Origin of the sequence: Rothia endophytica (assembly GCF_039543885.1) — a bacterium.
Lineage (GTDB): Bacteria > Actinomycetota > Actinomycetes > Actinomycetales > Micrococcaceae > Rothia > Rothia endophytica.
The window spans coordinates 39,157-65,822 of sequence record NZ_BAABKP010000002.1 but is presented as its reverse complement, the minus strand read 5'-3'; the positions used below and the strand labels follow the sequence as shown (position 1 = coordinate 65,822).

Genomic DNA, 26,666 nt, shown 5'->3' with positions numbered 1-26,666 from the left:
TCCCTACTGGCCCTGGACGTGTTCCGGGGCCAGAGTGCTGTGGGCCAGGCTAGCTTCTGCCTGCTGGACGGCGTCCGCAATAATCTGGGCGTAGACTTCAAGGCCCTGCCCGTGCGGGTGCACGCCATCTGACACCAGGTATTCCGGGTGACCTTCACTGGCTGCCTGCCAGTCGGCGATGCTCACCGTGTCGGGGTGAGCTGCGGCAAAGGAGCGAATTGCCTGGTTGGAGGGCTCAATCCAGGGCAGGCTATCAGGGCCTCGGCCCGTCACAAGAACCAGCCGGCGCTTGCCATCTGCTACGACCGTTTCGTAGAGCTCCTCAAGTTCTTCAGTCGAGAAAGTGGAATTGGCAGTCACCGAAAGCACCACCACCGTGGGTAGCGTACCTTCGTTTGCCTGCTGCTTGATCAGGGGTATGGCCTTACTGCTGGTGCGGGAAACTTCCCCGTCAATAGCTGCATGAGGGAGCATGTTTGCCAGCTCACCGGCGGCGGCCAGCGTTACCGAGTCACCCACCACACTTACCCCGTCTGGAATTGCAAGGGCAGTAGGCGTCTCAGCCGGTTGCTGGTCCTCTGGAGCAGAAGTAACCGGCTGTTGCTGGTGTTGATCTTGGGCAGCTTGGCCGGCAGCAATGAGAGCCTGGGCCTGCGTCATGTTCGGTGCTGTACGAACAGCAAAAACCGTTGCAATGAGAGCTAGACAGGTCAGTACCGCAGCAGCCACGGGCACCACTTTGCCGGTACGAGCAAACATAGCGGTCAGCCAAGAACTCAGGGCCCCGCGGAAGCCTAGAGCGCGAACAGGTTGTTCCACATAGATGTAAGAGACACCTGCGCAGAGCAGAGTGAGCAGCAGGACGACGGCATTGACCCAGGGAGAGCGCACGGGGCCAAACATATAGTGGGCCAGCACCATCAGTGGCCAGTGCCAAAGATAAATACCATAAGACCTCTGACCCACCCAGACAAGAGGGGGGAAGGAGAGCAGAGCGCGAAAAGCACCTGAGGTGCCGCCCCGGACATCCGGTAGGAGCGCCTGAATCATTCCCAAACCCAAGAGGGAACCGGCAAGAAGCCCCCAGGGCATCAAAAGACCCGGGTTAGCGTCAGAAAGGGTGAGGGCCAGGGGGACTACGAGCAGGAGGGACACCCAGCCCGTTGCCTGGCGGATCCAACCCTGAGCGCCGTTGCCGTAACCGACGATGGGGTAGAGGCGTTCATCTGCCGGCGGGTACATGGACCAGGGCAGCAGCATAGCGAGTAGTACGCCCACCATTAGGCCGTAGAGGTGGGTATCGGTGCCGTAGTAGAGGCGGGTAGCTGAAGCGCCCAGCGCCCCTAGGATGAGCGTGAGCAGCAGGGAGAGTGTGCCCAAAATTGCCGGGACCAGTGAACGCTGCCACCACTTGGCGGTAAACATGAAAACAAAGACCATGATGACCGGCCAGAAGAAATAGAACTGTTCCTCAACAGCCAGGGACCAGAAATTGGTCATGAGTTCGGGGGATGTCTGGGTGAAATAGTCGTTACCTGCCCTAATGAGCAGCCAGTTAGAGGAGTAGGTGAAGGCACCCAAAATTTGGCGCCCCAGACCCACCTGCGCGTCACCGCCCACGATCAGGGCCACCGTGGAGATAAAGAGCACCAGCACAGCGACGGCCGGGATAAGACGGCGCAGACGCCGCACCCAGAAAGCAACGATGTTCATCTTGCCGGTATAAGCACCCTCGCGCAGGAGCAAGGCAGTAATCAGATAGCCGGAGATAACGAAGAAGATATCAACACCGATCATACCTCCGGGCAGAGCTTGGGGCCAGAAATGGTAGACCACAACCAGCAGCACGGCGATGGCTCGTATACCGTCGAGCCCGCGCAGCACAAATTTTCTCTGCCCTTCGTGCGGGTGCACGGCAGAATAAAAGACGTGGTCTTCTTTCACCGAAAAGGTCCTCTGGTTTTATTAGGGGGAGATGTGCAGGCGCACCTCACCAGTTTAGGGGGTAGAACCCTAAAAAGCAGGGCGCGTAGAACCTATCCGGTGGGGGTGTTCTGCCATACCCGGTCAGCCGAGTTTCGTATGATGAAACAGCCTGCACCGGGTGGGTAAACTGTATGCGCTGGTGAAAGTGTCTTTTATGAAGTGAACCCCTGCGCCGGGCAAGGGTTTTCGCTAGAGTGGTAGGCAGTAGTAGCGCCCCACTGAGCGCTACACACAAGAACTCGGGTTGCTGGGAGACAGGGCAGGTAAATGAGCAAGATCTGGAAGGTTGCTGTAATCGGTGCAGCTGGCCGTATGGGGTCAGAAGCCGTAGCAGCGGTGAATCAAGCTGATGATATGGAGCTGGTAGCGGCCCTGGGCAACGGAGATTCCCTTGAACTCCTGGTGGAATATAGCGCAGAAGTCATGATTGACCTGACCGTTCCCGCTGTCACTGAACAGAACGTCCGCTTCGCAGTAGAGCACGATATTCACGCCGTAGTAGGCACCACCGGCTGGGACCAGGAACGCCTCAGCAACCTTGAAACCCTCCTCAAAGAGCACCCTAGCGTTGGTGTACTCATTGCCCCTAACTTTGCCATCGGCTCCATTTTGGCCACCGAATTCGCTGCCAAAGCTGCCCGCTTCTTTGAATCGGTAGAAGTTATTGAGATGCACCACCCTAATAAGGTGGACGCCCCGAGCGGTACCGCTGTGCACACCGCCCAGAAAATTGCCGAATCCCGAGCTGTCGCTGGTGTCGGGCCTTCACCCGACGCGACCGAAACCGACCCTGATGGTTCGCGCGGTGCCGTGGTCGATGGCGTCAACGTGCACGCCGTGCGTCTGCGCGGGCTGACCGCCCACCAAGAAATCCTGCTGGGAGATGCTGGCCAGCAACTGGTCATCCGCCACGACTCCTTTGACCGCACTAGCTTCATGCCCGGCGTCCTGCTGGGTGTGCGCCAGGTAGCTGAGAATCCCGGCCTATCAGTGGGCCTTGACCGGTACCTTAACCTTGACTAGCGCAGCCCCCAGCACCTCCCTCAGACTTTTTAGCGCCGGCACTATTGCCCTGGCTGTGCTCACCGTGCTCATTCTTCCCCTGGGCTGGGGCACCAAACTCTTCCTGCTCACGGTAGGTGTTTTCTGCGCCGTCTTCATCGCGGTGGATGCCGGAGGCAGAGGCAAAATCTTTGCAGCTCTGATTACCGGGGCGCTCGCCCTCTACCTGGCACTGACCGTGCAGCGCGGGCTGATCTTTATTGAACACGCTGGAACAGTGGGGCTAGTTCTGGGTCTTGCCCTCATTGTCCTGCCGATTTTAGGTGTCTGGTCCATCGTCCGAGAAATTACCTTTGGCGCCCGCACCCAAAAACTGGGTGAAGAACTGGCGCGGGCCGGTGAGCTTCCAGAAGACCACCTACCCCGCAGCGCTTCGGGGCGGATCGATCGGGCAGCTGCCGATGAACAGTTCACCCAGTACGCCGGCGCGGTAGAAAATGATGGGTCCAGCTGGAAGAACTGGTTCAAACTATCTTTAGCCTACGACGCTTCGGGCGACCGCAAACGTGCCCGAAAGTCCATGCGCACCGCCATTGACCTTTACCGGGGTAAAACACCCCAGAACCTCACCGTCTAGAGAATTTCAACCGATCACACGGGTAGCACCGGGGGAGCAAGCTCACACGAGATGGGCTACTTTCTAGGGACTAGCCCCAGCACATAAGGTAACGTATTAACTATGTCTGAGACTGCAACCACCACCTCACCCATCTTTGGTCGACTGCTGACCGCTATGGTCACCCCTTTCACCGAGTCTGGTGACGTTGACGAAAAAGCCACAGCGGCTCTTGCCCAAAATCTTGTGGACCGCGGTCATGACGGTCTCATCGTCTGTGGCACGACCGGCGAATACTCCACCATGACCGATGAAGAAAATGAGAACGTTTTCCGCATCGTCAAAGAGGCAGTGGGGGAGCGGGCCCACATCGTGGCCGGCGTGGGCTCTAACGACACTCACCACACTCTTCACCTGGCCTCCCGCGCCGAAGCGGTTGGTGTAGACGGCCTGCTGGTAGTGACTCCCTACTACAACAAGCCCACTCAGACTGGCCTTGAAGCCCATTTCCGCACCGTAGCTGATGCCGTCAAAACCCCCGTTATGCTCTATGACATTCCCGGGCGAGCTGGCATTCCTATTACTCCTGCGGTCTACCGTTCACTGGCTAGCCACGAGAACATCGTGGCTGTTAAGGACGCTAAGGCAGACTTCACCGCAGCCACCGAGGTCATGGAAACCACCGACCTGCAGTACTACTCCGGTGATGATGGTCTGACCCTGCCCTGGATGGCGGTGGGAGCTGTCGGTCTGGTCGGTGTGACCAGCCACGTGGCTCCCGAGGCCTTCCGCCAGCTCATCGACGCGACCGTTGCAGGAGACCTTGCGACAGCTCAGAAGCTGCACCTTGAACTGGCACCGGTAATTCGAGCTGCTATGAGCCGCGTGCCCGGCTGTGTAGCTGCCAAGCAGATTCTTTCGTGGCAGGGAATCCTAGATTCTCCGGCCGTGCGTCTACCGCACGTGCTAGCAACCGATGAAGAAGCGGCACTCATGCGGGCAGACCTTGAGGGTTCCACCATCGCTTCAACACTCATCCGTTAAAGACGTTACAAGGGGTTAGCGGGCTTACCTAAGACACTAGGTTTTAGGCAGGCCCGCTTTGCCCGTAGAAAATACAAAAAGAAAAGTAAGAAAGAGAGACTATGGCTCAAACTGTTACTAGTCCCCATATGCCGCCCAAGCTCAAGAAGGACACCCTGCGCGTTGTACCGCTCGGTGGTCTGGGTGAAGTAGGCCGTAACATGACCGTTTATGAGATCAACGGCAAGCTCCTCATCGTTGACTGCGGCGTGCTCTTCCCCGAAGAGTCCCAGCCCGGTGTTGATCTGATTCTGCCGGACCTCAACTACATCAAGGACCGCCTAGATGACGTGGTAGCTGTGGTGCTGACCCACGGTCACGAAGACCACATCGGCGCTGTACCTTACCTGTTGCGCCGCCGCCCCGACATCCCCCTGGTGGGATCACAGCTGACCCTGGCCTTGGTAGAGGCTAAGCTGCAGGAACACCGCATCAAGCCTTACACCATGGACGTGGTCGAGGGGCAGGTCGAGAAAATCGGCCCCTTCGAGTGTGAATTCGTTGCCGTTAATCACTCCATTCCTGATGCCATGGCAGTCTTCATTCGTACCGTTGCGGGTAATACCCTGCACACCGGTGACTTCAAGATGGATCAGCTACCCCTGGACGGCCGCATTACCGACCTGCGCCACTTCGCGCGTCTGGGTGAAGAAGGTGTTGACCTCTTCTTGCCCGACTCAACCAACGCTGAAGTTCCCGGCTTCACCCCGACCGAGAAGCACATTGGTCCGGTGATTTCCAACGTCATCCGTGATGCCAAGAAGCGTGTCATCGTGGCTTCCTTCTCCTCTCACGTACACCGCGTACAGCAGGTGCTGGACGCCGCCGAAGAACGGGGCCGTAAGGTCGTGCTAGTGGGCCGCTCGATGGTGCGAAATATGACCATCGCTGAAAAGCTGGGCTACCTGACCGTGCCCAAGGGCCTGCTGGTTGACCTCAAGAAGGTCGATGACTACCGCCCCGAGCAAATCGTTATGATGTGCACCGGCTCCCAGGGTGAGCCCATGGCTGCTCTTTCTCGCATGGCTAACGGCGATCACAAGATTCAGATTGAACCCGATGACACCGTCATCCTGGCGTCCTCTTTGATCCCCGGCAACGAGACCTCTGTCTACCGCGTTATCAACGGTCTGATGAAGCTGGGCGCTAACGTGGTGCACAAGGGTAACGCTAAGGTTCACGTTTCAGGTCACGCAGCAGCCGGCGAACTGCTCTACTGCTACAACATCCTGCGCCCCCGCAACGTCATGCCCGTGCACGGCGAAGTCCGCCACCTGCAGGCCAGCGGCAAACTGGCCGTTGAAACCGGTATCAAGGAAGACCGCGTGCTAATCTGTGACTCCGGCACCGTGGTTGACCTCAAGGACGGCTTGGCGAATATCGTGGGTCAGGTACCTTGCGAATATGTTTATGTTGACGGCAAATCCGTAGGCCATGTAACCGAAGACGACCTCAAGGACCGCCGCGTCCTGGGCGAAGAAGGCTTCGTGTCCATCGTGACCGTTATCGACCGCGCCACCAAGCGCGTTGTGACCGGGCCGGACATCCACGCCCGCGGTATCGCTGAAAACGATTCCGTCTTTGATGACATCACCCCCAAAATCACTGCGGCTCTTGAAGACGCCTTGCACCGTGCACCTGAGCGTGTGCATACCGTGCACCAGCTGCAGCAGATTGTCCGCCGCACTATGGGAGCCTGGGTGGCCCGCCGCCTGCGCCGTAAGCCCATGATCGTGCCTGTGGTGATTGAAACCAACACCCCTGAAGCCCGCAAAGGCTAACAAAAAAGCTATCTAGCGTAGCTATGGTGCGAAGCTCCTCCACACCGGAGCTTCGCACCTCTTGCCCTATCAACCCACGAAACTGTACTGGAAGAATGGCTCCGAGAAACTCACGATTGAGCAAATCAGCACCCCGTTCAAACGGTTCCCGCGCGAGCGCGTCCAAACGCGCGTCCGCTCGGAAGGGCAACCGCAGAACCGCTACACCCCAAGAGAGCAACGCCCTGGTGCGTGCCCTGGTAGGGGCGTGGCAGGGCCTTGCCTTCACCGTGGGTGGAGCCGTGCGACGTATGGGCGCCCTACGCACCGATATTGAGCTGAACGAACGCAGGGACGGCGGAGCCCTCTTGATCCTGGCTATCGGCCTTCTCACAGCTGCTGTGGAGTGGTGGGGTTGGCGTGCTGACGCCAACGCCGACCTGGCCTGGTACGAATGGCCCCTGAACATCTGGCACATTATTGTTGGTGGTCTCTTCGGCCAGGGATCATTGCTCATTCCCATTTTGTGCTTTATCTTTGCTATCCGTATCTTCCGGCACCCCTTGGAGGTTCGGGAGAATAACCGTATTGCTTTGGGCTTTACCATCATGACCGTTTCGGCTTCAATGATGGGCGCCAAGGTAGCTGATTACCCCACCTTCTCTGATTCCTTTGAACATTTTTGGGGCGGCGGCGGTACCGTTGGCGTACTCATCGGCACCCCTGCCAGCCGTATCGTGGGCGGGGTTAACGCCCTGGAATGGATTCTCATTAGCCTGGTCTTTCTGGCCGGGTTCCTGGTCGCTACTCGTACCCCTCTTCGCCAGGTCTGGCCTAGGACAGTTCACATCTTTGGGATTCTGCTGGGGGAGCGCCACCATCACGTTTCGCCCTCAGCCGGTTCTCGTGCTACCTCCCACACTGCTGACGATCAGCCCACTAAAGTCTTTGACGAGGGCGAGCATGACCGCTCCTACCTCTATGACGGTGACTATGAAGAGTCACCGGCACCCCAGCGTCGCGGCGGTTTGCTCGCTTGGTTGGGCTTTGGTCACCAGCCAGCAGTAGACACCCGCCTCGATGCTTATGATGGGGACGAAGCTTACCGCGGTGCTCTATTTGAGGAGCCTGCTGCAGATACCGCACCGGTGGCTCAGACTGCCCGCGGTCAGCAGAGCTCAACCGTTGCTTCTACCCGCCCGTCTGTTGATGCCTTTGATGTTGAAGCTTCCCGCAAGCAAACCCGCAGCGAAAAGAAGGCAGCTAAGAAAGCCGCTCAGCAACGTGCGGAGCTCTTCGATCAGGGGGCCTGGGCTGAGACCCCAGCAGGCGAGCTCGGTTCAGGTACCTCTGACGCCCCAGCTCAGCGCCTGGATGAGACCCGCCGGGCAGCTGCCCAGCGCGGCAATCTAACCGAGACGCTCACCGAGCCTGAAGAAGCCTCTGAGCGTAAAGCTCAAGTTCAGGGCGAAGCTGGTGCTTTAGGGGCTCCTCGCACCCACACCGTACCTCGGCCCTCATCTCACAAGAGCGCGGCTACCGGTGGTGCACTAGGCGCTAGCCTCGCTAGCGCTGCCGCTGGAGCAGCAGGAGGCACCGCCTCAGCCAGCGCTGCCTCTGGAGCAGTGAGCCCCACAACCCCAAACTCCTCAGCACCCGCTCCTTTGGCACCGGCTGCTCCCGCGGCGTCCGCGCCCCATGCTGCGCGTGGCGCTGAGCGCACTTCCCGCATTCATAACAGCACCCGCGTGGAATTAACTGAACAACCCCGTGAAGCTCAGGTGGTTGAAGCCGCCGGGCGCGATTACACCCTGCCCGCAGAAAACATGCTGGACGCGGGCCCTCCGGCCAAGGAGAGTAGCGAGGTCAATGAGCAGGTCGTTGATGCTCTGACCAATGTTTTGCAGCAGTTCAACGTAGACGCTGAAGTGACCGGCTTCTCTCGTGGCCCCACAGTTACCCGCTATGAAATTGAACTGGGCGCTGGTACCAAGGTAGAGCGCGTTACCGCCCTGTCCAAGAACATTTCTTACGCCGTAGCATCGGCCGATGTGCGCATTCTTTCGCCCATTCCGGGCAAGAGCGCTATCGGCATCGAAATCCCCAACACCGACCGTGAAATCGTGGTGCTGGGCGATGTGCTGCGCTCGGCTAAAGCTCACGCCACCGATCACCCCATGGTAATGGGCGTTGGTAAGGACGTCGAGGGTGGCTTCGTGATTGCCAACCTGGCCAAGATGCCCCACATGCTGGTCGCAGGCGCTACCGGTGCCGGTAAGTCCTCCTTCGTGAACTCCATGATTACCTCCATTCTCATGCGTTCAACCCCTGACCAAGTGCGCCTGGTCATGGTAGACCCCAAGCGCGTGGAACTCACCGCCTACGAGGGCATCCCGCACCTGATTACTCCCATCATCACCAACCCCAAGAAGGCAGCCGAAGCACTGCAGTGGGTGGTCCGCGAGATGGACGCCCGCTACGACGACCTCGCCCACTACGGCTATAAGCACGTGGACGACTTCAACAAGGCAGTCAAGGCAGGCAAGATTCAGCCCGAACCCGGCTCCAAGCGCAAAATCAAGGCCTACCCTTACCTGCTGGTGATTGTGGACGAGCTGGCTGACCTCATGATGGTTGCCCCGCGTGATGTTGAAGAGTCCATCGTGCGTATCACCCAGCTGGCGCGTGCCGCCGGTATTCACCTGGTTCTAGCTACCCAGCGTCCTTCGGTGGATGTCGTCACCGGCCTTATTAAGGCCAATGTGCCCTCCCGTATGGCTTTTGCTACCTCCTCGGTCACCGACTCCCGCGTGGTGCTAGATCAGCCCGGCGCTGAGAAGCTGATTGGCCAGGGCGACGCCCTCTTCCTGCCCATGGGCGCCTCCAAACCCATGCGTGTGCAGGGTGCCTGGGTCTCTGAATCCGAGATTCACGAGGTGGTAGAGCACGTCAAAACTCAGATGCCGGTTTCCTACCGCGATGATGTGGTGGCTACCGCTCCTTCGAAGAAGATTGCCGATGATATTGGTGATGACCTCGATGACCTGCTGCGTGCCGCGGAACTGGTGGTGAATACCCAGTTCGGTTCGACCTCCATGCTGCAGCGCAAGCTTCGCGTGGGCTTCGCTAAGGCAGGCCGTCTCATGGACCTTCTTGAATCCCGCGAAATCGTTGGCCCCTCTGAGGGGTCAAAGGCACGTGACGTGCTGGTTCAGCCTGATGACCTGCCGGGTGTACTGGCTAAACTGCGCGGTGAAGATCCCCCTGCTCTGGCCGAAGACTACGATGACCCCTACGCTGGTGACCCCGTGGGGAAGATGAACGCGGGCGTCCCTGAAACCGTTGATGATTACGACGGAGATGATGGCGATGAGGATGCCTGGAGCCTTACCGGGCGATAATAGAAGTACCCGACACCGCCAGTGACCATTTACGTAAGGACGTGATACGAGATGGCAGAACAAACAGCTACCACCTCATCTAACTGGAACCTTCCCAATGCTTTGACCGCTCTGCGTATTGTCATGGTGCCCCTCTTTATCTGGCTGCTTTTGGCTGGTGGTCAGCACGGTGAAACCGATATGGGCTTGCGTTGGTGGGCTGTTGCTGTCTTCATCATCGCTATGATCACGGACTGGCTGGACGGGTATCTGGCTCGCTCCCGCAATCTGATTACCAGCTTTGGCAAGATTGCTGACCCTATTGCCGACAAACTTCTTACGGGGGCGGCTTTCGTGGTTCTCTCTCTGCTGGGGGAGCTGTGGTGGTGGGTCACCATCGTGATTCTGGTGCGTGAATGGGGCATTACCGTGATGCGTCTTTTCATCATCAAATACGGAGTTATGGCAGCGTCCAAGGGTGGCAAGATGAAGACCGTTCTGCAGACGGTAGCACTGGTGCTCATGATTATGCCTTTGGGGCAGCTGGGTACCTGGGCACTATGGCCGGGCTGGATTGCTATGGCAGCCGTCGTGGTGATTACCGTGGTGACCGGCATTGATTACGTTATCAAGGCAGTGCAGCTGCGCCGGGACTACTTAGCAACTCAGGGGCGCTAATGCTGCCACGTGAGCAAGACCTTGAACTAGCCGCAGCCAGGCTGGTGGCAGCAGCTTCGCTGAGAGGGGTGACGTTGGCTACCGCTGAGTCTCTGACAGGTGGCTTGCTGGGGCAGCTTATTTGCTCGGTTCCTGGGGCCTCTGCTGTCTACCGAGGCGGCGTTATTTCCTATGCTTCGGAGGTGAAGGCGTCGGTGCTGGGAGTCCCCGTTGGTCTGCTAGCTAGTAGAGGCGCAGTTGACCCAGAGGTAGCCCAACACATGGCACAGGGTACCGCCCGGGTCTGCGGGGCGGACTATGGTGTTTCCACAACCGGCGCTGCTGGGCCCGAGCCCTGGGACGGTAAACCCGTTGGCCGAGTCTATCTAGCTGTGGCTGGTGATGGGCAAGTCTTTTCAGTTGAAAGAAACTACGCAGGTGATCGCCAGAGCATACGCCAACAGGCAGCTCACGATGCGCTGGTGCTCCTGTCAGATGCTCTTGAGGATGAACTATCCAGCTAGGGGGCTCGTATGTGTGAGGTTTGCCAGCAAGCCCCACCGTAAGCTGTTAACCTAATTCCCAGTGATTCTTCAGATAAATTTCGGGAAAACGGGGAATGAAAGCACAGGTTATTGGGTTTCAATAGATGTAACAGGAAAAGGTCGTAAGTATACGAAATATTCTTGATTTTCAGCTGACTGCGCAGATTGAGTGCGCTAGGCTGAATAACAACCAGCTTTTGAATCTATCAAAAGAAAATACCCATAGGAGATAGGTATAAAAATGACGAAGCAGCCCGTATCCGTGAACGGTGTCGTCCGTTGGAAGGATGTGGGTCAGACAGAGAATGCTGCCCCAGTCCACGAGACCGGCAAGGTTATCCTTCTGCGTCACGCCATCGGCGAAGTTTTGCGTAATGTTCGCCAGCGCCAGGGCCGCACCCTCCGCGAAGTTTCACATTCAGCTCGAGTATCATTGGGCTACCTCAGCGAGGTTGAGCGCGGTCAGAAAGAAGCCTCATCAGAGCTTCTTGCTTCCATCTGCCAGGCACTCAATATCACGCTTTCAGCTATGCTGGCCGAAGTTTCCGCCCGCATGGCAACTGAAGAAGGTTTCTCTGTGCCTGATACTGTTCCCGCTGAATTTTCAGAACAGTTCAAGCGCGAATACGGCATTGCAGCTACCTCTAGCCGTGACATCCCCGCTGTAGAGCGCCCCGTAGTGGCTCGCTAAGAAATCTAGAGAAGAGGAGCTGGACCCGTAGGGGGGTTCAGCTCTTTTTCTATTCAGGTATGTAAAGGCAACTATGAAGCTCAGTGAATTTTGGGTAGCGATGGAGCATGAATTTGGGTCAGCCTATGCCCGGCATCTTGCTAGAGACCTGGTGCCGGGAGACTTTGGCGATCTGACGGTTGAGCAGGCATTAGCCGCGGGTAAGGACGTGCGCGCAGTGTGGCTTGCCGTCTGCCGCATCCAAGACTTGCCTGAAGATCGGTGGCTGGGCCCCGACGTGGCGCAGCGTGCCTAGACTGGCGAATCACTAGAACACTCTCGTACTTAATAGAAAATATGTTCGAATGTGTGTAGAATGTGTACACATGAAGCTTAAACGCTGACACATAAAACGGTTATCCACAGATTTTCAGAAAATATACCGAGACTCCCTAAAGTGTCAGCCACAGGTATTACCGTGGTGACTAGAGGAAAACACTCCGCCACGATAAGAGATGAGGAAACGTAGATGGCAGCTAAAACCCGAATGCAGACAGTGAGCCAGGTGCCCGCCGAAGGCCGAGAAAAAGCACTTGAAGCTGTACTTGCGCAGATTGATAAGAACTATGGAAAAGGCTCAGTCATGCGACTGGGCGACCGTGAGACTCCTAAGGTTGACACCATTTCAACTGGTGCTCTTGCTCTGGATGCCGCCCTGGGTATCGGAGGTCTGCCCCGTGGCCGCGTCGTAGAAATCTACGGCCCTGAATCATCGGGTAAAACCACCGTTGCTCTTCACGCTGTTGCCAGCGTCCAGAAGGAGGGCGGCATCGCCGCTTTCATCGATGCCGAGCACGCTCTTGACCCTGTTTACGCAGCTAAGCTGGGCGTTGATACTGACTCCCTGCTGGTCTCCCAGCCGGACACCGGTGAGCAGGCCCTTGAGATTATGGATATGCTGGTGGGCTCCGGTTCGGTCGATATTATCGTCATTGACTCCGTGGCTGCTCTGGTGCCCCGCGCTGAAATCGAAGGTGAAATGGGTGACTCCCACGTGGGTCTGCAGGCTCGCCTGATGTCCCAGGCGCTGCGTAAGATTACCGGCCGTCTTGCTTCAACCAACACCACAGCGATCTTTATCAACCAGCTACGCGAAAAGATCGGTGTTTTCTTCGGCTCACCTGAAACCACCACCGGTGGTAAGGCGCTCAAGTTCTACGCTTCGGTCCGTATTGACATCCGCCGTATTGAGACACTCAAGGACGGGGCTAACCCCATCGGTAACCGCACTCGTGCCAAGATCGTCAAAAACAAGATGGCGCCTCCCTTCAAGCAGGCTGAATTCGACATCCTCTACGGCGAAGGCATTTCGGTAGAAGGTGGCATCCTGGACCTGGCAGTAGACCACAACGTGGTCAAGAAGTCCGGTGCCTGGTTCACCTATGAGGGTGACCAGCTGGGCCAAGGTAAAGAAAACGTTCGCCGCTTCCTCAAAGACAACCCTGAGCTCTGTGAGGAAATTAAGTACAAGACCATGGTTAAGCTCGGCATCGTAGAAGCTGAAGAAGAGCCTGAGGAAGTAGCTAGCGACTCGGTTGATCCGCTGGATGACATTTCAGAGAACTTCTAGCCACCAAGTTCTCCACCCCATCTCTTCAGAAGCTCTCCACCTAGGGGTAGTGAGGGCCGGTTGAGACAGAGCAAGCCGCTCCTCCCTCTGGGGAGGGCGGCTTCGCTCATATGAGAAAGTAGAAGCATGCAGAGTAGCAATTTTTCAGAAGAGACCTTTCTACAGCCAGAGGAGTACCCTGCTTGGCACCCGGCTGCTCAGGGCATAGCCCAGGACCTTCCCCACGAAAACGGGGTTGATGCCGCGACTTCTGCACCTGCGACCCCCTACACCGGCAAAAACCTGCCGAATGAACCTAATGGGCAGCAACAGCGTCCAGCTTCGAACGAATCTGTTTCGGGTACTAACCGCTACACCAAGCGGCGCAATCCCAACCATAAGAAGGGATTCCGCCGCCCGCCAGCAAAATATGCTGCTACTTCACCGTTTGCCCCCGCTATTGGGGCAGCCAGCGCCGGGGAGCCAGACGTTCAACAAAAACGCCCGCGGAGCACGCCGCTCTTCCGCGAAGGCTCCGCCCTTAATGAGCCGGTCAGCGACGAAGCGATGTTGCTTCAAGGGGTTACGCCCTTACCGGAACCCGGGCAGGGCCGACGCCGCGCTAAAGAGCCTGAGAGCGAGTTCAGCCGTGCAAAGAATGTGGTGCTCAACCAGCTAGCAGCCTCCCCTAAATCCAGGTCTATGCTCTATAAGAAGCTGGTTGAGAAAGAGATTTCTGAACCTGTCATTGAAGATGTGTTGGCTCGTTGTGAAGCTGTAGGTCTTGTGAACGATGCTGAGTTTGCCGATGTCTACGTGCGCACTCGCATGAACGTAAAGAAGCTGTCTCGAAGCGCTATTCGCAGGGAACTGAAGCAAAAAGGTGTGGAGGGGGAGACCGCAGAGATTGCACTGGAACAGCGCACCGACGATGACGAACGCAACGATGCCCACGAGCTGGTGCGTAAGAAGTTGCGGCCCTCCATGGACCTCGCCGACCGCCAGGAGAAGGATAAAATCATGCGCCGCCTAGTAGCTATGCTGGCGCGGAAGGGCTACCCATCGGGGCTGGCTTTCAGTGTGGTCAAGCAAGAGATTGAAACGTATATAGAAGAGAACGGCATAGAGAACTCAAGTTCGGGAAGCTACTACGAATAAAAACTAAGGGCGCCGCCCGCACTTGTTAGTGCAAGCGGCGCCCTCGTGCTGTATCAGTGACTGCGGTAAAGGTTTTTAAGCCCAGCCGGTGGGAAGTAGGCCGAAGATGGCAGCCAGGGAGTAGATGAAGGCGACCATATAGGTGACGATGAGCAGGCCCTGAATGAGGGGGTGAGCCTGCCAGGTGACCGCCCAGACTGGCTGTAGCTCACCCTTCTTGCGGGCAGCATGGAGCATGAGCACCGGCAGAATAGACATGGCAGCACCGGCAAAGCCGCCGGCGTAGCTGAGTGCCGAAACGAAGCCACCTAGACCCGCGAGAGAAATCGCTAGAGGCGGCACAACGGTCAGAAGCACAGCGATGAGACGCTTGCGGCTTTTCTCATTCCAGTGGGCAATATCTAAGATGTTGCGCATCGCGGTGTAGCCAATTGCAACGAAAGAAGTGAACATGGCGAGGAGCGCGAAGATGTTAGCGAGGTAGTAAGCCACAGGTCCTAGAGCTTCACCCCAGGAGAGAGTGACAACTTCTGAGACGTTGTCGCCCAGCAAACCGAGTGCCACAAAGGGAACCAAAGCCAGGGTGAAGCCTGTGGCCGCCATGCCACCCACTAGAGCGGTGGGGATAGCACGAGGGTTGGTATCGCCTAGGCCGCGCACTAACTCAGGTACGACGTACTGGGCCATAAAGGTGAAGACCGCCAGGTTCATGATGGGGATGATGAAGAAGGGGTGTAGCACCAGTAGGTTTTCGAAGGTGATACCGGGGCCCAGAATGGTCCAGAGCGAAAGAGCAAGGATGATGGCCGCCATGCCGGTAGTGATAAGGCCCTCGACCAAGCCTGTAGCGTGCAAACCCTTGTACATGATAAAGGAGCCTGCCAAGAAGAAGAGGAGGCTCCCGGCCAGTGGAGGAAGCCCGGTGAGATTGCTCAGCAGAGAACCTGAACCAGCCGCGTAGGCGATGAGCGCCCCAATGCTGTTGACCATGATGGCAGCGAAGATAATCCATCGGCCTGTCTGGCCCAAGTATTTTTCTGCAAGGCCTGAAAGCTGCAGGGGCTCTTTGGTGCGCTGGGAAACCTCGGCAATGTACATCATGGAAAAGGTGGTGAGCAGACCCGCGATGGCCAGGGCAATGGCGAGCGCTAAGAAGCCGCCGTTTCGGGCGGCGTAGGGCAGGCTGAGAATACCGGCGCCAATATTGGTGCCGAAGATGAGTGCGATACCCTGCAGGACGCTCAGGGTGGGGGCAGGGCGCTGGTAGGCAGCTCCGTTGGAGGTGACGCTATGAGGCATAGGTTAGCTTTCGAGAGAGGGCAGGTGTGTTTTATCTTAGATTGTACGGGGAGAATTTTAGTCTCCGAGTGGTCAGCGGTGTAGCGTGTGGTGGATCAGTTTGATGCTGGTGGCGAGTTGCCGGCTTGTTCGGCGCGAATGCCTTGAATAATCAGCAACGCGGCTTCCACCTCTGGCAAGCCGGTCAATTCTTCTACGGTAGGGATGCCGGGGTAGATGTGCTGTGCCAGCATAAGGGCTGCCTCCTGAAGCTGTCTTTCGTTCAGGTAGGTGGTCAGTGATGGGCCTGGTGTTGATGGGAAGCCTAGGAGAACTTCAGCAATGAGTAGGGCGGGGTGATGCCATGCGCTACCCTCAGCATCTAGCGCCCTGACTGCTAGGTTCCCCGTGCTCAGGGCAGGGGGCTGGGCAACGGATAAGACCACATTGAGAGGCGAGAAGTCTCCACTGGTTAACACAGACTGGTGGGGGCTGACTGCCAAAAGGGTCTCGAGGTTACCCCGTACCCGGGCAAGGTGATCTGCAGGCAGATCACCGCTAACCACCATTCGCTCTAGCCCTTTGAGCACCAAAGCGGGGGAAGTGAGTGAACCGGGACTGCTTGCTTTGGGGTCAGCTAGCGCCAGCTGCTGCCTGAACCCTTCAATCACCTTCTGCTGGGCAGGGGAGCGGAGCACTGCCGTCCACAGGTCTAGGTAAGCTCGCAGAGCTAAAGCAGCCTGCTGAGACCCCTGGGCCATGAGTTCAGCGCAGCTTTTCAGTTTGCTGGACGCACCTGAAGCTAGGTCTTCCATCATGAGGGTGCGGCGGCCATCATCGGATGCACGTAGCTGCGGGTAGACACCGGGCACCAGCTCACCTAAGGCGGCTAAACCGTGCTTTTCCCTCAGGTAACCAAAGCCCCCAGAATTACTAGCAGCATCGCGACGGCGGAAAAACTTGACGATGCGACTGCTCGTAGCGCTCGCGGTGCCGCCCGGGGAAGTATCCGAGCTTTCGAAGACCAGGCGTAAAACCACCGACCGCATACCGGCTGACAAAATCTCTACCGCGCCCACCCGGCATCCTGATGTCTGTTCAGCGAAATCAAGCATGGCGGCCGCTAGGCGCGCAAAAGCAGCCGAGGTCACCGGTGACTCAGTGCTGGACGGAGTGTAGGCGTCAGCGGCAGCCGCTATCAGTGCGGCGAAGCGAGGGGATGAAGCTGACATGGTCACCATTATCGCCTATCTAGTACCCTAGAGAAGTGAGTATTGACGTATCAGTAGTGAAGCCAGAAGAAACAACCACAACCCGCACCTACGAGGTGCGCACGTTTGGTTGTCAGATGAACGTACACGATTCAGAGCGCATGAGCGGTCTGCTGGAATCCAGCGGCTATGTGCCTGCTGAGGACGGCGAGCGCGCTGACCTGGTGGTTTTTAACACCTGCGCGGTACGCGAGAACGCCGATAACAAGCTCTACGGCAACCTGGGCATGCTCAAGCAAGTTAAAGATGTTCACACCGATATGCAGATTGCTGTGGGTGGCTGTCTGGCGCAGAAGGACCAAAACACCATTATTGAGAAGGCTCCCTGGGTCGATGTGGTCTTCGGTACCCATAATATTGGCTCACTTCCCACCCTGCTTGAACGTGCTCGCCACAATAACAAAGCTGAGGCTGAGCTGCTGGAATCCCTTGAGGTTTTCCCCTCAACCCTGCCCACCAAACGCGATAAGGTCTACTCCGGCTGGGTCTCTATCTCGGTGGGCTGTAACAATACCTGCACCTTCTGCATTGTGCCCTCCCTGCGCGGTAAGGAACAGGACCGCCGCCCCGGCGAGATCTTGGCTGAGGTGCAGGCACTGGTAGACGACGGCGCTATTGAGGTCACTCTGCTGGGCCAGAACGTGAATTCCTACGGTGTAGGCTTTGGCGACCGCCAGGCTTTTTCTAAGCTTCTGCGGGCCTGCGGTGAGATTGAGGGTCTAGAACGCGTGCGTTTTACCAGCCCTCACCCTGCCATGTTCACCGATGACGTCATTGACGCAATGGCAGAGACCCCCAACGTCATGCCTGTGCTGCATATGCCTCTGCAGTCCGGTTCGGATAAGGTGCTCAAAGATATGAAGCGCTCCTACCGCTCTAAGAAGTTCTTGGGCATTCTGGAGAAGGTGCGCGAGCGCATCCCTGAGGCTGTTATTACCACCGATATCATTGTGGGCTTCCCCGGTGAAACTGAAGAAGACTTCGCTGAGACTCTGCGCGTGGTTGAAGAGTCACGCTTCTCCTCGGCTTTTACTTTCCAGTACTCGATTCGCCCCGGCACCCCGGCTGCTACCATGCCTAACCAGGTGCCCAAGGCTGTGGTGCAGGAACGGTATGAGCGCCTGACTGCCCTGCAGGACCGCATTGCCGGTGAAGAGAACCGTAAGCAGATGGGCAAGACCGTCGAGCTCATGGTCACCGCTGAATCAGGGCGCAAGGCTGAGCAGACCCACCGACTTTCTGGCCGTGCCCGAGATCAGCGTCTGGTGCACTTCTCTGTGCCTACCGGTTGCGAAATACCCCGTCCCGGTGACCTGGTCACCCTACCCATCACCGAAGCCGGTTCCTTCCACCTGATTTCAGACCCGGACGCCAGCCAGTACTCGGTGCGCCGCTCGCGTGCAGGGGATGCCTGGGACCGAGCACAGGCTGATTCGTGTGGTACCGGCACCACCCAGGTTCCTGGCTCCCCGGTATCTTTGGGTCTCCCGACCATCGTGAAGCGCTCATGACATCTTCCGCTGATGGAACCGCTGAGCTGGAGCACCCCACTGTCGCTAGTGCTCTGCCGGTCATTGCCATCGTCGGCCCAACGGGTAGCGGCAAGTCTGATCTTGCTATCGACCTCGCCCTCACCTTAGGAGGGGAGTGCATCAACGCTGATTCTATGCAGTTTTACCGCGGTATGGACATCGGCACCGCTAAAATTACCGCTGAGGAAATGCGCGAGGTGCCCCACCACATGCTGGATATTCTGGACGTCACCGAGGAAGCTTCGGTCGCCGTCTTTCAGCAGCAGGTGCGTCAGAGGATTGCTGAAATTCAGGGCCGTGGCCGTTATCCCATCGTGGTGGGCGGCTCTGGTCTCTACGTACGAGCAGCTCTAGATGTGCTGGAATTCCCAGATACGGACCCGGCTGTACGTGCTGCCCTGGAAGATGAACTCAAAGCCAAGGGCCCCGGTGTTTTACACGCCCGGCTACTGCAGGTAGACCCTGAATCAGCGGCACGGGTCAAGGACGACCGCCGGCTGGTGCGAGCCTTGGAGGTCTACCAGGTGACCGGTCGGCCCTTTTCGTCCTTTATGCCTACCCGTCAGTATGTCCAGCCTTCCCTGCAAATTGGTCTTAACGGAGACCGGGCACAGCTGCACGAACGCCTGCATGAGCGCGTGGTTCTCATGGAAAAGGCCGGTCTGCTGGCTGAAGTAGAGACACTGGAGGCACGTGGACTACGTCAGAGCAAGACGGCCTCTAGAGCTATCGGCTACCGTGAATTCTTGCGTCTTTTGGATGCTGAGCGCGGCCAGTTGCCTCAGGGCGAGAAGTACACGGTGGAAAAAGCCATCGACGATACAGTGACCGCAACTCGCCAGTTCGCACGCCGGCAGATCACCTGGTTCTCGGCTGATCCTAGGGTGACCTGGCTGGATTGGTCAGATGCTGAGAACGCCGACCGAGCGATAGAGGCGATCCGACAGTTTGAGGCTACAAGCCCTGCCCAGAGCAACTAGACTGAGGGGCAGATGAAGAGGTCTATTGTGAGACCAACGACCGAAAGGGATACCAGTGGCTACCCACGTATATGAAGCTCCTGTCTGGGGAGATCTCACCGCCAAAACCCTGACGAAGGGGCATGCAACGGGCAACGATTTTATTTTTATCACTGACCCCTTAGGTGAGCTGGACCTTCCTGCTGAACTGATTGCACAGGTAACTGACCGCCACTTCGGTATTGGTGCAGACGGATTTATCCGCGCGGTCAAAACCAAAAACCTGGACTTTGCCAGCCACTTGCTAGAAGCCCATCCCGAGGCCACATGGTTTATGGACTACCGTAACGGTGATGGTTCCATCGCTGAGATGTGCGGCAACGGCGTGCGCGCTTTCGTGGACTACCTGCTCAGTGAAGGCCTAATTGAACTTGAAGAAGGTGGACGCCTCCTCATCGGCACCCGAGCAGGTGTCAAAGCCGTGGCTAAAACTGATACTGGCTACGCCATCGATATGGGCCCCTGGGGCTTCATCAACGGTGACATGGCACGCGATAACGGCACTGACGCCCAGGTTACCGCTAAGGGCCTCAAAACCCCGCGCGGCGCACTCTCCATCACCATGGGTAACCCCCACACCGTGGTCATGTTAGGGACCGACGGCAAACTGGATGGACTCAACCTGCACGAGGCCCCTAAAGTTTCACCCCGACCACCTGAAGGTACCAACGTCGAATTCGTGGTCCCCGAAGAAATCTCAGCAGAAGACGGCGACCCAGCCACCGAAAATATCGGCCAAATCCGCATGCGCGTCCACGAACGCGGCGTCGGCGAAACCCTCTCCTGCGGCACCGGCGCCTGCGCAGCTGCAGCAGCCACCCGTTTCTGGGGCGGAGACGAGGCCCCCGATGAGTGGTTGGTGCGTGTCCCCGGTGGCACCTTAGCAGTCACCTTCGTGCTCGGACCGGACGAACTTGAACACGTCGTCCTCGCCGGGCCCGCCACCATGGTAGGTAAAATCCTTCTCGGCTAGGAAGAAAACGGGAGATAGCGGCTGCTAGAACGCGGCCGCTCAAACTCTCATGGTTATTCTGCGGGGTTGTGTACCTGCAGGATGCGGAAGCCCTTGGAGGTAGCGTAGCGGCTAACCTCCAGGGCCGGGAACTGAGCGCTCAGCCACTTTTGCAGAGAATCAGAGCCCAGATTCTTTTGGACCACCAGGTAGGCAGATCCACCGGGGGAGAGCCGGGGCAACCACCGGTGCATGATGTCGTGTAAGACCTCTTTACCTACCCGAATGGGAGGGTTAGACCAGATCGTGTCAAAGGTGAGATCCTCGGGTAATGACTCAGGGCTACCCACCGTCACGTTGGACAGCCCCAGCTTAGCTGCATTCATCTCGGTGAGTTGGGCTGAACGAGAGTTCACATCAACGCCGTAGACCGCAGCTGCTGGTGCCCGCATCGCTAGGGTAAGGGTAATGGGGCCCCAACCACAGCCAATATCCAAGAGGTGGTGGCCGGTAGGTTCGGGAGCCTCGTCCAGCAAAATCTTGGTGCCCTTATCGACGCCACCGGGGCTGAAAATACCGCCCGCTGTCATCACAGTGACTTTCTGCCCTGCCAGCTCAACAGAGAGGGGCTTTGGGGTGAAGTCTCCGGTGGGGTTTTCAGAAAAATAGTGCGCTGAACTCATAGACTACTATTTTACGCCACCCGGCGAACCAAGTAGACAGTGGTGACTTCCTGGTAAGAACAACACGATACCCGGTAGGCACGGGGCTTAAGCCACCAAAGAACACCCCCACCTTTTAGCCCGCACCCACTGCCCCTAGCGCTCTCACCCCGGTAGAATAGAACACAGTTTCTAAACCTGAGAAAGGCACTATGACCGAAAACGCAAACCCCAGCCAGACCGCACATCTGCCATCTGATGAGCAGCTCCGCCTCACCGTTGACAGGGTGCTAGGTAGGGCAGAAAGCAGCGGGAACGTGCTGGGCGAACGCGCTCGCGAGCTTTCAAATAACCAGAGCGAACATTCCTCCTATGATGGTGAACAGCAGGATCTTGAAGAACGTCGTGCGCTACGCCGCGTGGCCGGTCTGTCTACCGAGCTTGAGGATGTCACTGAAGTCGAGTACCGCCAGCTACGCCTTGAACGCGTGGTGCTAGCAGGTGTCTGGAGTGAAAGGACCTTGGCTGAGGCAGAGAACTCTCTGCGAGAGCTCGCCGCACTGGCTGAGACCGCTGGTTCTGAGGTTCTAGACGGTCTGGTACAGCGCCGCCTCAAGCCGGATCCCGGTACTTTTTTGGGCTCCGGTAAAGTGCTTGAACTCAAAGATATCGTTGAATCGACAGGTGCCGATACAGTCATCGTGGACGCCGAGCTGGCCCCCTCCCAGCGTCGTGCTATTGAAGATATTGTCAAGGTTAAGGTCATTGACCGAACCGCTTTGATTCTGGATATCTTTGCCCAGCACGCTAAGTCCCGTGAAGGTAAAGCACAGGTTGAGCTCGCTCAGCTAGAGTACATGCTGCCCCGTCTGCGCGGTTGGGGTGCTTCCCTTTCTCGCCAGGCCGGTGGCCGTGCTGCCGGTGGTGAAGGTATTGGTTCACGTGGACCCGGTGAAACCAAGATTGAGCTGGACCGCCGCCGCCTGCGCGCCCGTATGGCTAAGCTCAAGCGCGAAATCGCTGCGATGGCACCGGCCCGCGAAACTAAGCGTCTTAACCGCAAGCGAAACCGGGTGCCCTCGGTGGCTATTGCCGGCTACACCAACGCCGGTAAATCCTCGCTTCTTAACCGCCTCACGGATGCTGGCGTGCTGGTTGAAAACGCTCTCTTTGCCACCCTTGACCCCACTGTGCGTAAGGCGCAAACTCCGGACGGGGTTGGCTATACCCTCTCTGATACCGTAGGTTTTGTACGATCACTGCCCACTCAACTCGTGGAGGCCTTCCGCTCCACCCTCGAAGAGGTAGCGGATGCTGATGTGATTGTGCACGTGGTCGATGTGTCCCACCCTGACCCCGAGGGGCAGATTCACTCGGTGCGTGAAGTCATTACAGAGGTTGAGGCTCAGAACATTCCTGAGATTATCGTGCTCAACAAGGTTGATGCTGCGGACCCCTACGTAGTTGAACGCCTGCGTCAGCGCGAACCCAACCACGTGGTGGTCTCTGCCCGTACCGGTGAAGGCATTGAGGAGCTGCAGCAGAAAATTGCTGACACCATTCCTCGCCCCTCCATCGAACTAAACCTGCTGGTGCCCTATTCCCACGGTGAGATTGTTTCCCGTCTGCATCAGTGGGATGCCGAAATCCTGCGCACTGCCTTTGTCTCCGATGGAACCTACGTTCAAGCGCTGGTGCGCGATGAGGTTGCCTCAGAACTATCGGAGTTTGTTCTAGATGATGAACTCTTTGAAATTCTGCAACTCGAAATCGATGAGGCGGTGGCTGCTGGCGCCGTCGAAACCACCCGTTAATGAGTGAAACCGTCAGTGCACCTACCGGGCAGGAGCTAGAAACCCTGCCCGGTGCTAAATCTGCTCTAGAACTTCTTGACACGGTGGTGGAGCGCAGCGGAGGCCAAAAACGGGACGGCCAGCGCACCATGGCAGCACACGTTGCCCGCTCGCTGGAGACTGAAAAGCACCTGCTGGTTCAGGCGGGCACCGGCACTGGTAAGTCCTTGGGGTACCTGGTCCCTGCCATTGTTTCGGCCCAGCACAGCGAGAAACCCATCATCGTTGCCACCGCTACTCTGGCGCTACAGTCCCAGATTGTACACCGAGATATCCCGCGCCTTCTCGAGGCGCTGGGGGACCAACCCGAACACGAAACTGATGTAGCCATCCTCAAGGGTCGCAATAACTATGCCTGCCTGCACAAGGTTGAAGGCGGCTACCCTGATGACGACGGTGACACCCTTTTCGAAATGGACGCTACCACTGGCGCTACCGGCAAATTGGGTGAAGAGATTCTCCGCCTGCGCTCCTGGGTGCAGACCACCGATACCGGCGACCGCGATGAGCTGCTTCCCGGTGTCAGTGACCGCGCCTGGCGACAAGTTTCAGTAACTGCCTCGGAATGTCTGGGACGTAAGTGCCCCCTCATTGAGGAATGCTTTAGCGAAAATGCCCGCACCCAGGCAGCCGATGCAGATATCGTCATCACTAACCACGCGCTCTTGGCGATCAACGCCTTTGAGGGCGTCAACGTTCTGCCTGAACACGAGGTCGTTATTATCGACGAGGCTCACGAACTCGCGGACCGAGTGACCGGTGCGGTGACTGGCGGGCTTTCACCTCTCATGATCAGCAAGGTTGCTCGCAGCGTCCGCAAACACACCACAGCCGACCACAAAGCCTTAGAACAAGCGGCTTTGAAACTGGATGATGCTCTCAACGGTGTGCCTGCTGAACTGATGGCCAGGGGGTTGCCTGACCGCGTCGCTGCGGCCATGGAGCAGGTGCGCGATGCCGCTCGTTCTGCCCTTACTGATACTAAGTCGGGTGAAAAGGATGCGGATGCTGGCCGGCAGATGACGCGGGCTAGCCTCACCGAGGTACACGACACCGCCGAGAAAATGCTGCAGGCAGACCCTCAACACCAGGTAATTTGGGTGTCCCGCCAGGGCTCGTGGGAGCCGGGTCGTGGTTACGTGGCAGCCTCCGATGATGATCCTGCAACCCTCAACATCGCCCCTATTTCTGTTGCGGGTTACCTGCGCGAAGGTCTCTTTGACGGCCGCACCGTGGTGCTCACCTCGGCAACGCTGGCACTGGGGGAGTCCTTTGAAGCAACAGCTGGCGCCCTGGGTCTCATGGGTTCAGGCGCGCCGCGCTGGGATGCTATCGATGTGGGTTCGCCTTTCAACTACCCCAAACAGGGGGTTCTCTACCTAGCATCAGACCTACCCAAGCCCGGACGTGGGGTATCAATAGAACAGCTGGACCGCATCGTTGAGCTGGTGGCTGCCTCCGGCGGCGGTGCACTGGGCCTCTTTTCTTCCAAACGAGGTGCGGAACTTGCCGCCGAATATGTGCGTGAGCGAACTGACCTCAACATCCTCTTACAGGGAGAATCATCCCTGCGAGCACTGGTTAAGGAATTCGTGGAAGATACAAATTCCTGCCTCTTTGGCACCATGAGCCTGTGGCAGGGAGTGGACGCCCCGGGGGATTCCTGCCGCCTGGTCATTATGGATCGTATCCCCTTCCCTCGGCCGGATGACCCGCTTTCACAGGCACGTTCGCGTGCTGTCGCCAAGAACGGTGGTAACGGTTTTATGGCGGTATCAGCCACTCACGCGGCTGTTCGTATGGCTCAGGGTGCTGGACGTCTGGTGCGCTCAGTGAACGACCGCGGTGTTGTTGCGGTTCTAGATTCGAGAATTGCTACCCAGCGGTACGGTAGTTATCTGGTGAAAACGCTGCCGCCTTTTTGGGCTACCCAGAATAAGAACGTGGTGCTGGGCGCCTTAGAGCGTCTGGCGCAGATTGTTGAGACCCCCTAAGGGTATGGGTATATAAGAAGGGCTAGGTCAGCATGACCTAGCCCTTCTTGTGTGAGATGGTACTTAGCGCGTTAGAGGCTACGCAGAACCGAGACGACCTTACCCATGATGGTGGCTCGGTCACCCAGGATTGGTTCATACTGGGTGTTCTGGGGCAGAAGCCAGGTGTGGCCGTCACGCTGGCGGAAGGTTTTGACCGTGGCCTCGTCCTCTAAGAGGGCTGCAACGATGTCACCATTTTGAGCGGTATTTTGGGTGCGGACTACGACCCAGTCACCGTCACAGATAGCGGCGTCAACCATGGAGTCGCCCTTGACCCTCAGCATGAAGAGATCGCCGTTTCCCACTAGCTGGCGGGGCAGGGTCATGACATCTTCGATTGATTGTTCGGCGGCGATCGGTGAGCCAGCTGCGATACGGCCAACTAGAGGTACCGTTGCTAAGTCTTCGCTGCTCTGTTCGAAGGTCGGTAGGAGGGGTAGCCGAAGCACAGACGTCTCTGTAGCGGGTTCAGCCTGCTCACCCTCACCGAGAATCTCGATAGCGCGCGGACGTTTGGGGTCACGGCGAATGTAGCCCATCTCTTCAAGACGGCTCAGCTGATGAGTCACCGAAGAAAGAGACGCCAAGCCCACCAGGTCGCCAATTTCTCGCATGGATGGCGGGTAACCGTGCTCGTCGATGGCCTCTGAAATGGCCTCCAGAATATTTTTCTGGCGGGCAGTAAGCGGGCGAGATCCCTTATTTCTAGGGCTGGCCGGAGTGTGCTGGGTGCGTTCGCTCACGGTGTGCTCGTCTCTGTTGGTCCTAAAATGTCAGCCACCTATTGTCTAATGATCCAGGTGGTCTTCTAAGACTATGCCACCAAAACAGTTTATTCAAACACTTGTTCTAATTTTTCTCGACTATGTTCGAGTTTTCTGATAGAACATAAGTACTAGATTTTTTAGAACATTCATTCGACCATGGGTTGAATGTTTGAGCAGTCGTTAGGAGAAGGACAAATGAGCGCTATCGCCCTACCGGATTTTATGGCTCCTGCTTCTTCCAAGAAGCCCCTCAACTCATTGCAGGCACAGGCTGACGCCCAGCGTTCACGAGCAAAAGCTAACTCGACTTTCACCACCCCCCAGTATCGAATTCGTACCGTTGAGCCTGGAACTTTCAGACGCCACCAGGGTGCTCAAACTGCGGTAACACGACCGACCCAGCAGGGGCAGCTCCTCGCCCCAGTTTCTGCAGCACAGACTTCTCAGGGGGTAAACCAACAGAAGAAGCGTGGTTTGCTAGGAGGAGCCGTGCGTTTAACACGTAAGGGTCGCTTGGTGTTCCGCGGCATCCCTGCGCTGACTCTTGCTGTCCTCATCGTGCTGGGAGCCTTGACTTTCATCAACCCGGGCGAAGCGAAGAGCTCAACCGGTGAAATGGCAACTCAGGTTAGTTCTACTATGACGGTTATGCACGGTGACTCACTCTGGTCCATTGCCGCAAAAGTTGCCCCGGGCCAGGACAATCGAGACGTTATTAACCACATTATGCAAATCAATGATTTGAGCACTGCCCGGGTCGAGCCTGGCCAGGTGCTTGAGGTACCGGTCTACACTTCGAAATAAAATGTTCGATATGAGCTAGCGCGGCT

Annotated in this window: 22 protein-coding genes; 17 read left to right on the top strand and 5 right to left on the bottom strand. The window is 57.4% G+C overall.

From position 1 onward, the window contains the following. Window positions 1-3: 3 nt before the first annotated feature. On the bottom strand, window positions 4-1,944 hold the full coding sequence (locus ABD982_RS06785) for an acyltransferase family protein (RefSeq protein ID WP_345445911.1): 1,941 nt from the start codon (window positions 1,942-1,944) through the stop codon (window positions 4-6). A gap of 309 nt (window positions 1,945-2,253) precedes the next feature. Here ABD982_RS06785 and dapB point away from each other — a divergent pair, with 309 nt between their 5' ends. The 11 genes from dapB (at window position 2,254) to ABD982_RS06730 (ending at window position 14,466) form a co-directional block, all read left to right on the top strand. Then, a complete protein-coding gene (dapB, locus tag ABD982_RS06780) occupies window positions 2,254-3,009 on the top strand; it encodes a 4-hydroxy-tetrahydrodipicolinate reductase (RefSeq protein ID WP_345445909.1) in 756 nt (251 codons plus the stop codon). Continuing rightward, a complete protein-coding gene (locus tag ABD982_RS06775; protein WP_251380820.1) occupies window positions 3,002-3,625 on the top strand; it encodes a hypothetical protein in 624 nt (207 codons plus the stop codon). Before dapB ends, ABD982_RS06775 begins: the two co-directional genes overlap by 8 nt. Before the next feature lie 102 nt (window positions 3,626-3,727). After that, on the top strand, window positions 3,728-4,648 hold the full coding sequence (dapA, locus tag ABD982_RS06770) for a 4-hydroxy-tetrahydrodipicolinate synthase (protein ID WP_345445906.1): 921 nt from the start codon (window positions 3,728-3,730) through the stop codon (window positions 4,646-4,648). A gap of 101 nt (window positions 4,649-4,749) precedes the next feature. Beyond that, the gene (locus ABD982_RS06765) at window positions 4,750-6,468 is read left to right on the top strand and encodes a ribonuclease J (protein WP_345445904.1); all 1,719 of its coding nucleotides are present in this window, start codon (window positions 4,750-4,752) and stop codon (window positions 6,466-6,468) included. Between the two features lie 95 nt (window positions 6,469-6,563). Next, window positions 6,564-9,848, top strand: a complete 3,285-nt coding sequence (locus ABD982_RS06760; RefSeq protein WP_345445902.1) for an FtsK/SpoIIIE family DNA translocase — start codon at window positions 6,564-6,566, stop codon at window positions 9,846-9,848. A 51-nt stretch (window positions 9,849-9,899) separates the two neighbouring features. Beyond that, window positions 9,900-10,505: a CDP-diacylglycerol--glycerol-3-phosphate 3-phosphatidyltransferase gene (gene pgsA, locus ABD982_RS06755; protein ID WP_345445900.1), complete on the top strand. Its 606-nt coding sequence runs from the start codon at window positions 9,900-9,902 to the stop codon at window positions 10,503-10,505. Beyond that, the gene (locus ABD982_RS06750) at window positions 10,505-11,008 is read left to right on the top strand and encodes a CinA family protein (protein WP_345445898.1); all 504 of its coding nucleotides are present in this window, start codon (window positions 10,505-10,507) and stop codon (window positions 11,006-11,008) included. The genes pgsA and ABD982_RS06750 overlap by 1 nt, the downstream gene beginning before the upstream one ends. A gap of 262 nt (window positions 11,009-11,270) precedes the next feature. Then, window positions 11,271-11,720: a helix-turn-helix domain-containing protein gene (locus tag ABD982_RS06745; protein ID WP_345445896.1), complete on the top strand. Its 450-nt coding sequence runs from the start codon at window positions 11,271-11,273 to the stop codon at window positions 11,718-11,720. Window positions 11,721-11,793: 73 nt separating this feature from the next. Next, the gene (locus ABD982_RS06740) at window positions 11,794-12,015 is read left to right on the top strand and encodes a DUF3046 domain-containing protein (protein ID WP_237203599.1); all 222 of its coding nucleotides are present in this window, start codon (window positions 11,794-11,796) and stop codon (window positions 12,013-12,015) included. 213 nt (window positions 12,016-12,228) lie between these two features. After that, window positions 12,229-13,329 (top strand): recombinase RecA, encoded by a 1,101-nt coding sequence (gene recA / locus ABD982_RS06735; protein ID WP_251380827.1) that lies wholly within the window; start codon window positions 12,229-12,231, stop codon window positions 13,327-13,329. 126 nt (window positions 13,330-13,455) lie between these two features. Next, on the top strand, window positions 13,456-14,466 hold the full coding sequence (locus ABD982_RS06730; protein WP_345445892.1) for a regulatory protein RecX: 1,011 nt from the start codon (window positions 13,456-13,458) through the stop codon (window positions 14,464-14,466). Window positions 14,467-14,541: 75 nt separating this feature from the next. On the opposite strand, the gene ABD982_RS06725 is transcribed toward ABD982_RS06730, so the two are convergent. Together ABD982_RS06725 and ABD982_RS06720 are read right to left on the bottom strand one after the other, a co-directional pair. Further along, the gene (locus ABD982_RS06725; RefSeq protein WP_345445890.1) at window positions 14,542-15,765 is read right to left on the bottom strand and encodes an aromatic amino acid transport family protein; all 1,224 of its coding nucleotides are present in this window, start codon (window positions 15,763-15,765) and stop codon (window positions 14,542-14,544) included. A gap of 95 nt (window positions 15,766-15,860) precedes the next feature. Next, window positions 15,861-16,976: a hypothetical protein gene (locus ABD982_RS06720; protein WP_345445888.1), complete on the bottom strand. Its 1,116-nt coding sequence runs from the start codon at window positions 16,974-16,976 to the stop codon at window positions 15,861-15,863. Between the two features lie 35 nt (window positions 16,977-17,011). Between ABD982_RS06720 and miaB the strand changes: the two genes are divergently transcribed. Genes miaB through dapF form a run of 3 tightly spaced genes read left to right on the top strand, consistent with a single transcriptional unit; the run spans window position 17,012 to window position 20,539 of the window. Beyond that, entirely contained in the window at window positions 17,012-18,526 is a 1,515-nt protein-coding gene (gene miaB, locus ABD982_RS06715) for a tRNA (N6-isopentenyl adenosine(37)-C2)-methylthiotransferase MiaB (RefSeq protein WP_345445886.1), read from the top strand. Beyond that, a complete protein-coding gene (gene miaA / locus ABD982_RS06710) occupies window positions 18,523-19,527 on the top strand; it encodes a tRNA (adenosine(37)-N6)-dimethylallyltransferase MiaA (protein ID WP_345445884.1) in 1,005 nt (334 codons plus the stop codon). The genes miaB and miaA overlap by 4 nt, the downstream gene beginning before the upstream one ends. A gap of 49 nt (window positions 19,528-19,576) precedes the next feature. Next, a complete protein-coding gene (dapF, locus tag ABD982_RS06705; RefSeq protein ID WP_425570034.1) occupies window positions 19,577-20,539 on the top strand; it encodes a diaminopimelate epimerase in 963 nt (320 codons plus the stop codon). A 53-nt stretch (window positions 20,540-20,592) separates the two neighbouring features. Here dapF and ABD982_RS06700 read toward each other — a convergent pair whose 3' ends face one another. Next, entirely contained in the window at window positions 20,593-21,201 is a 609-nt protein-coding gene (locus tag ABD982_RS06700; protein WP_345445880.1) for a class I SAM-dependent methyltransferase, read from the bottom strand. A 191-nt stretch (window positions 21,202-21,392) separates the two neighbouring features. Between ABD982_RS06700 and hflX the strand changes: the two genes are divergently transcribed. Continuing rightward, window positions 21,393-22,994 carry a GTPase HflX gene (gene hflX, locus ABD982_RS06695; protein ID WP_345445878.1) on the top strand — a complete coding sequence of 534 codons (1,602 nt, stop codon included), beginning with the start codon at window positions 21,393-21,395 and terminating at the stop codon, window positions 22,992-22,994. Next, window positions 22,994-25,027 carry an ATP-dependent DNA helicase gene (locus tag ABD982_RS06690; protein ID WP_345445876.1) on the top strand — a complete coding sequence of 678 codons (2,034 nt, stop codon included), beginning with the start codon at window positions 22,994-22,996 and terminating at the stop codon, window positions 25,025-25,027. The genes hflX and ABD982_RS06690 overlap by 1 nt, the downstream gene beginning before the upstream one ends. A 71-nt stretch (window positions 25,028-25,098) precedes the next feature. Here ABD982_RS06690 and lexA read toward each other — a convergent pair whose 3' ends face one another. Then, window positions 25,099-25,812 (bottom strand): transcriptional repressor LexA, encoded by a 714-nt coding sequence (gene lexA, locus ABD982_RS06685; protein WP_251380836.1) that lies wholly within the window; start codon window positions 25,810-25,812, stop codon window positions 25,099-25,101. Between the two features lie 219 nt (window positions 25,813-26,031). On the opposite strand from lexA, the gene ABD982_RS06680 reads away from it, so the two are divergent. Then, window positions 26,032-26,640: a LysM peptidoglycan-binding domain-containing protein gene (locus ABD982_RS06680; RefSeq protein WP_345445873.1), complete on the top strand. Its 609-nt coding sequence runs from the start codon at window positions 26,032-26,034 to the stop codon at window positions 26,638-26,640. Window positions 26,641-26,666: the final 26 nt, after the last annotated feature.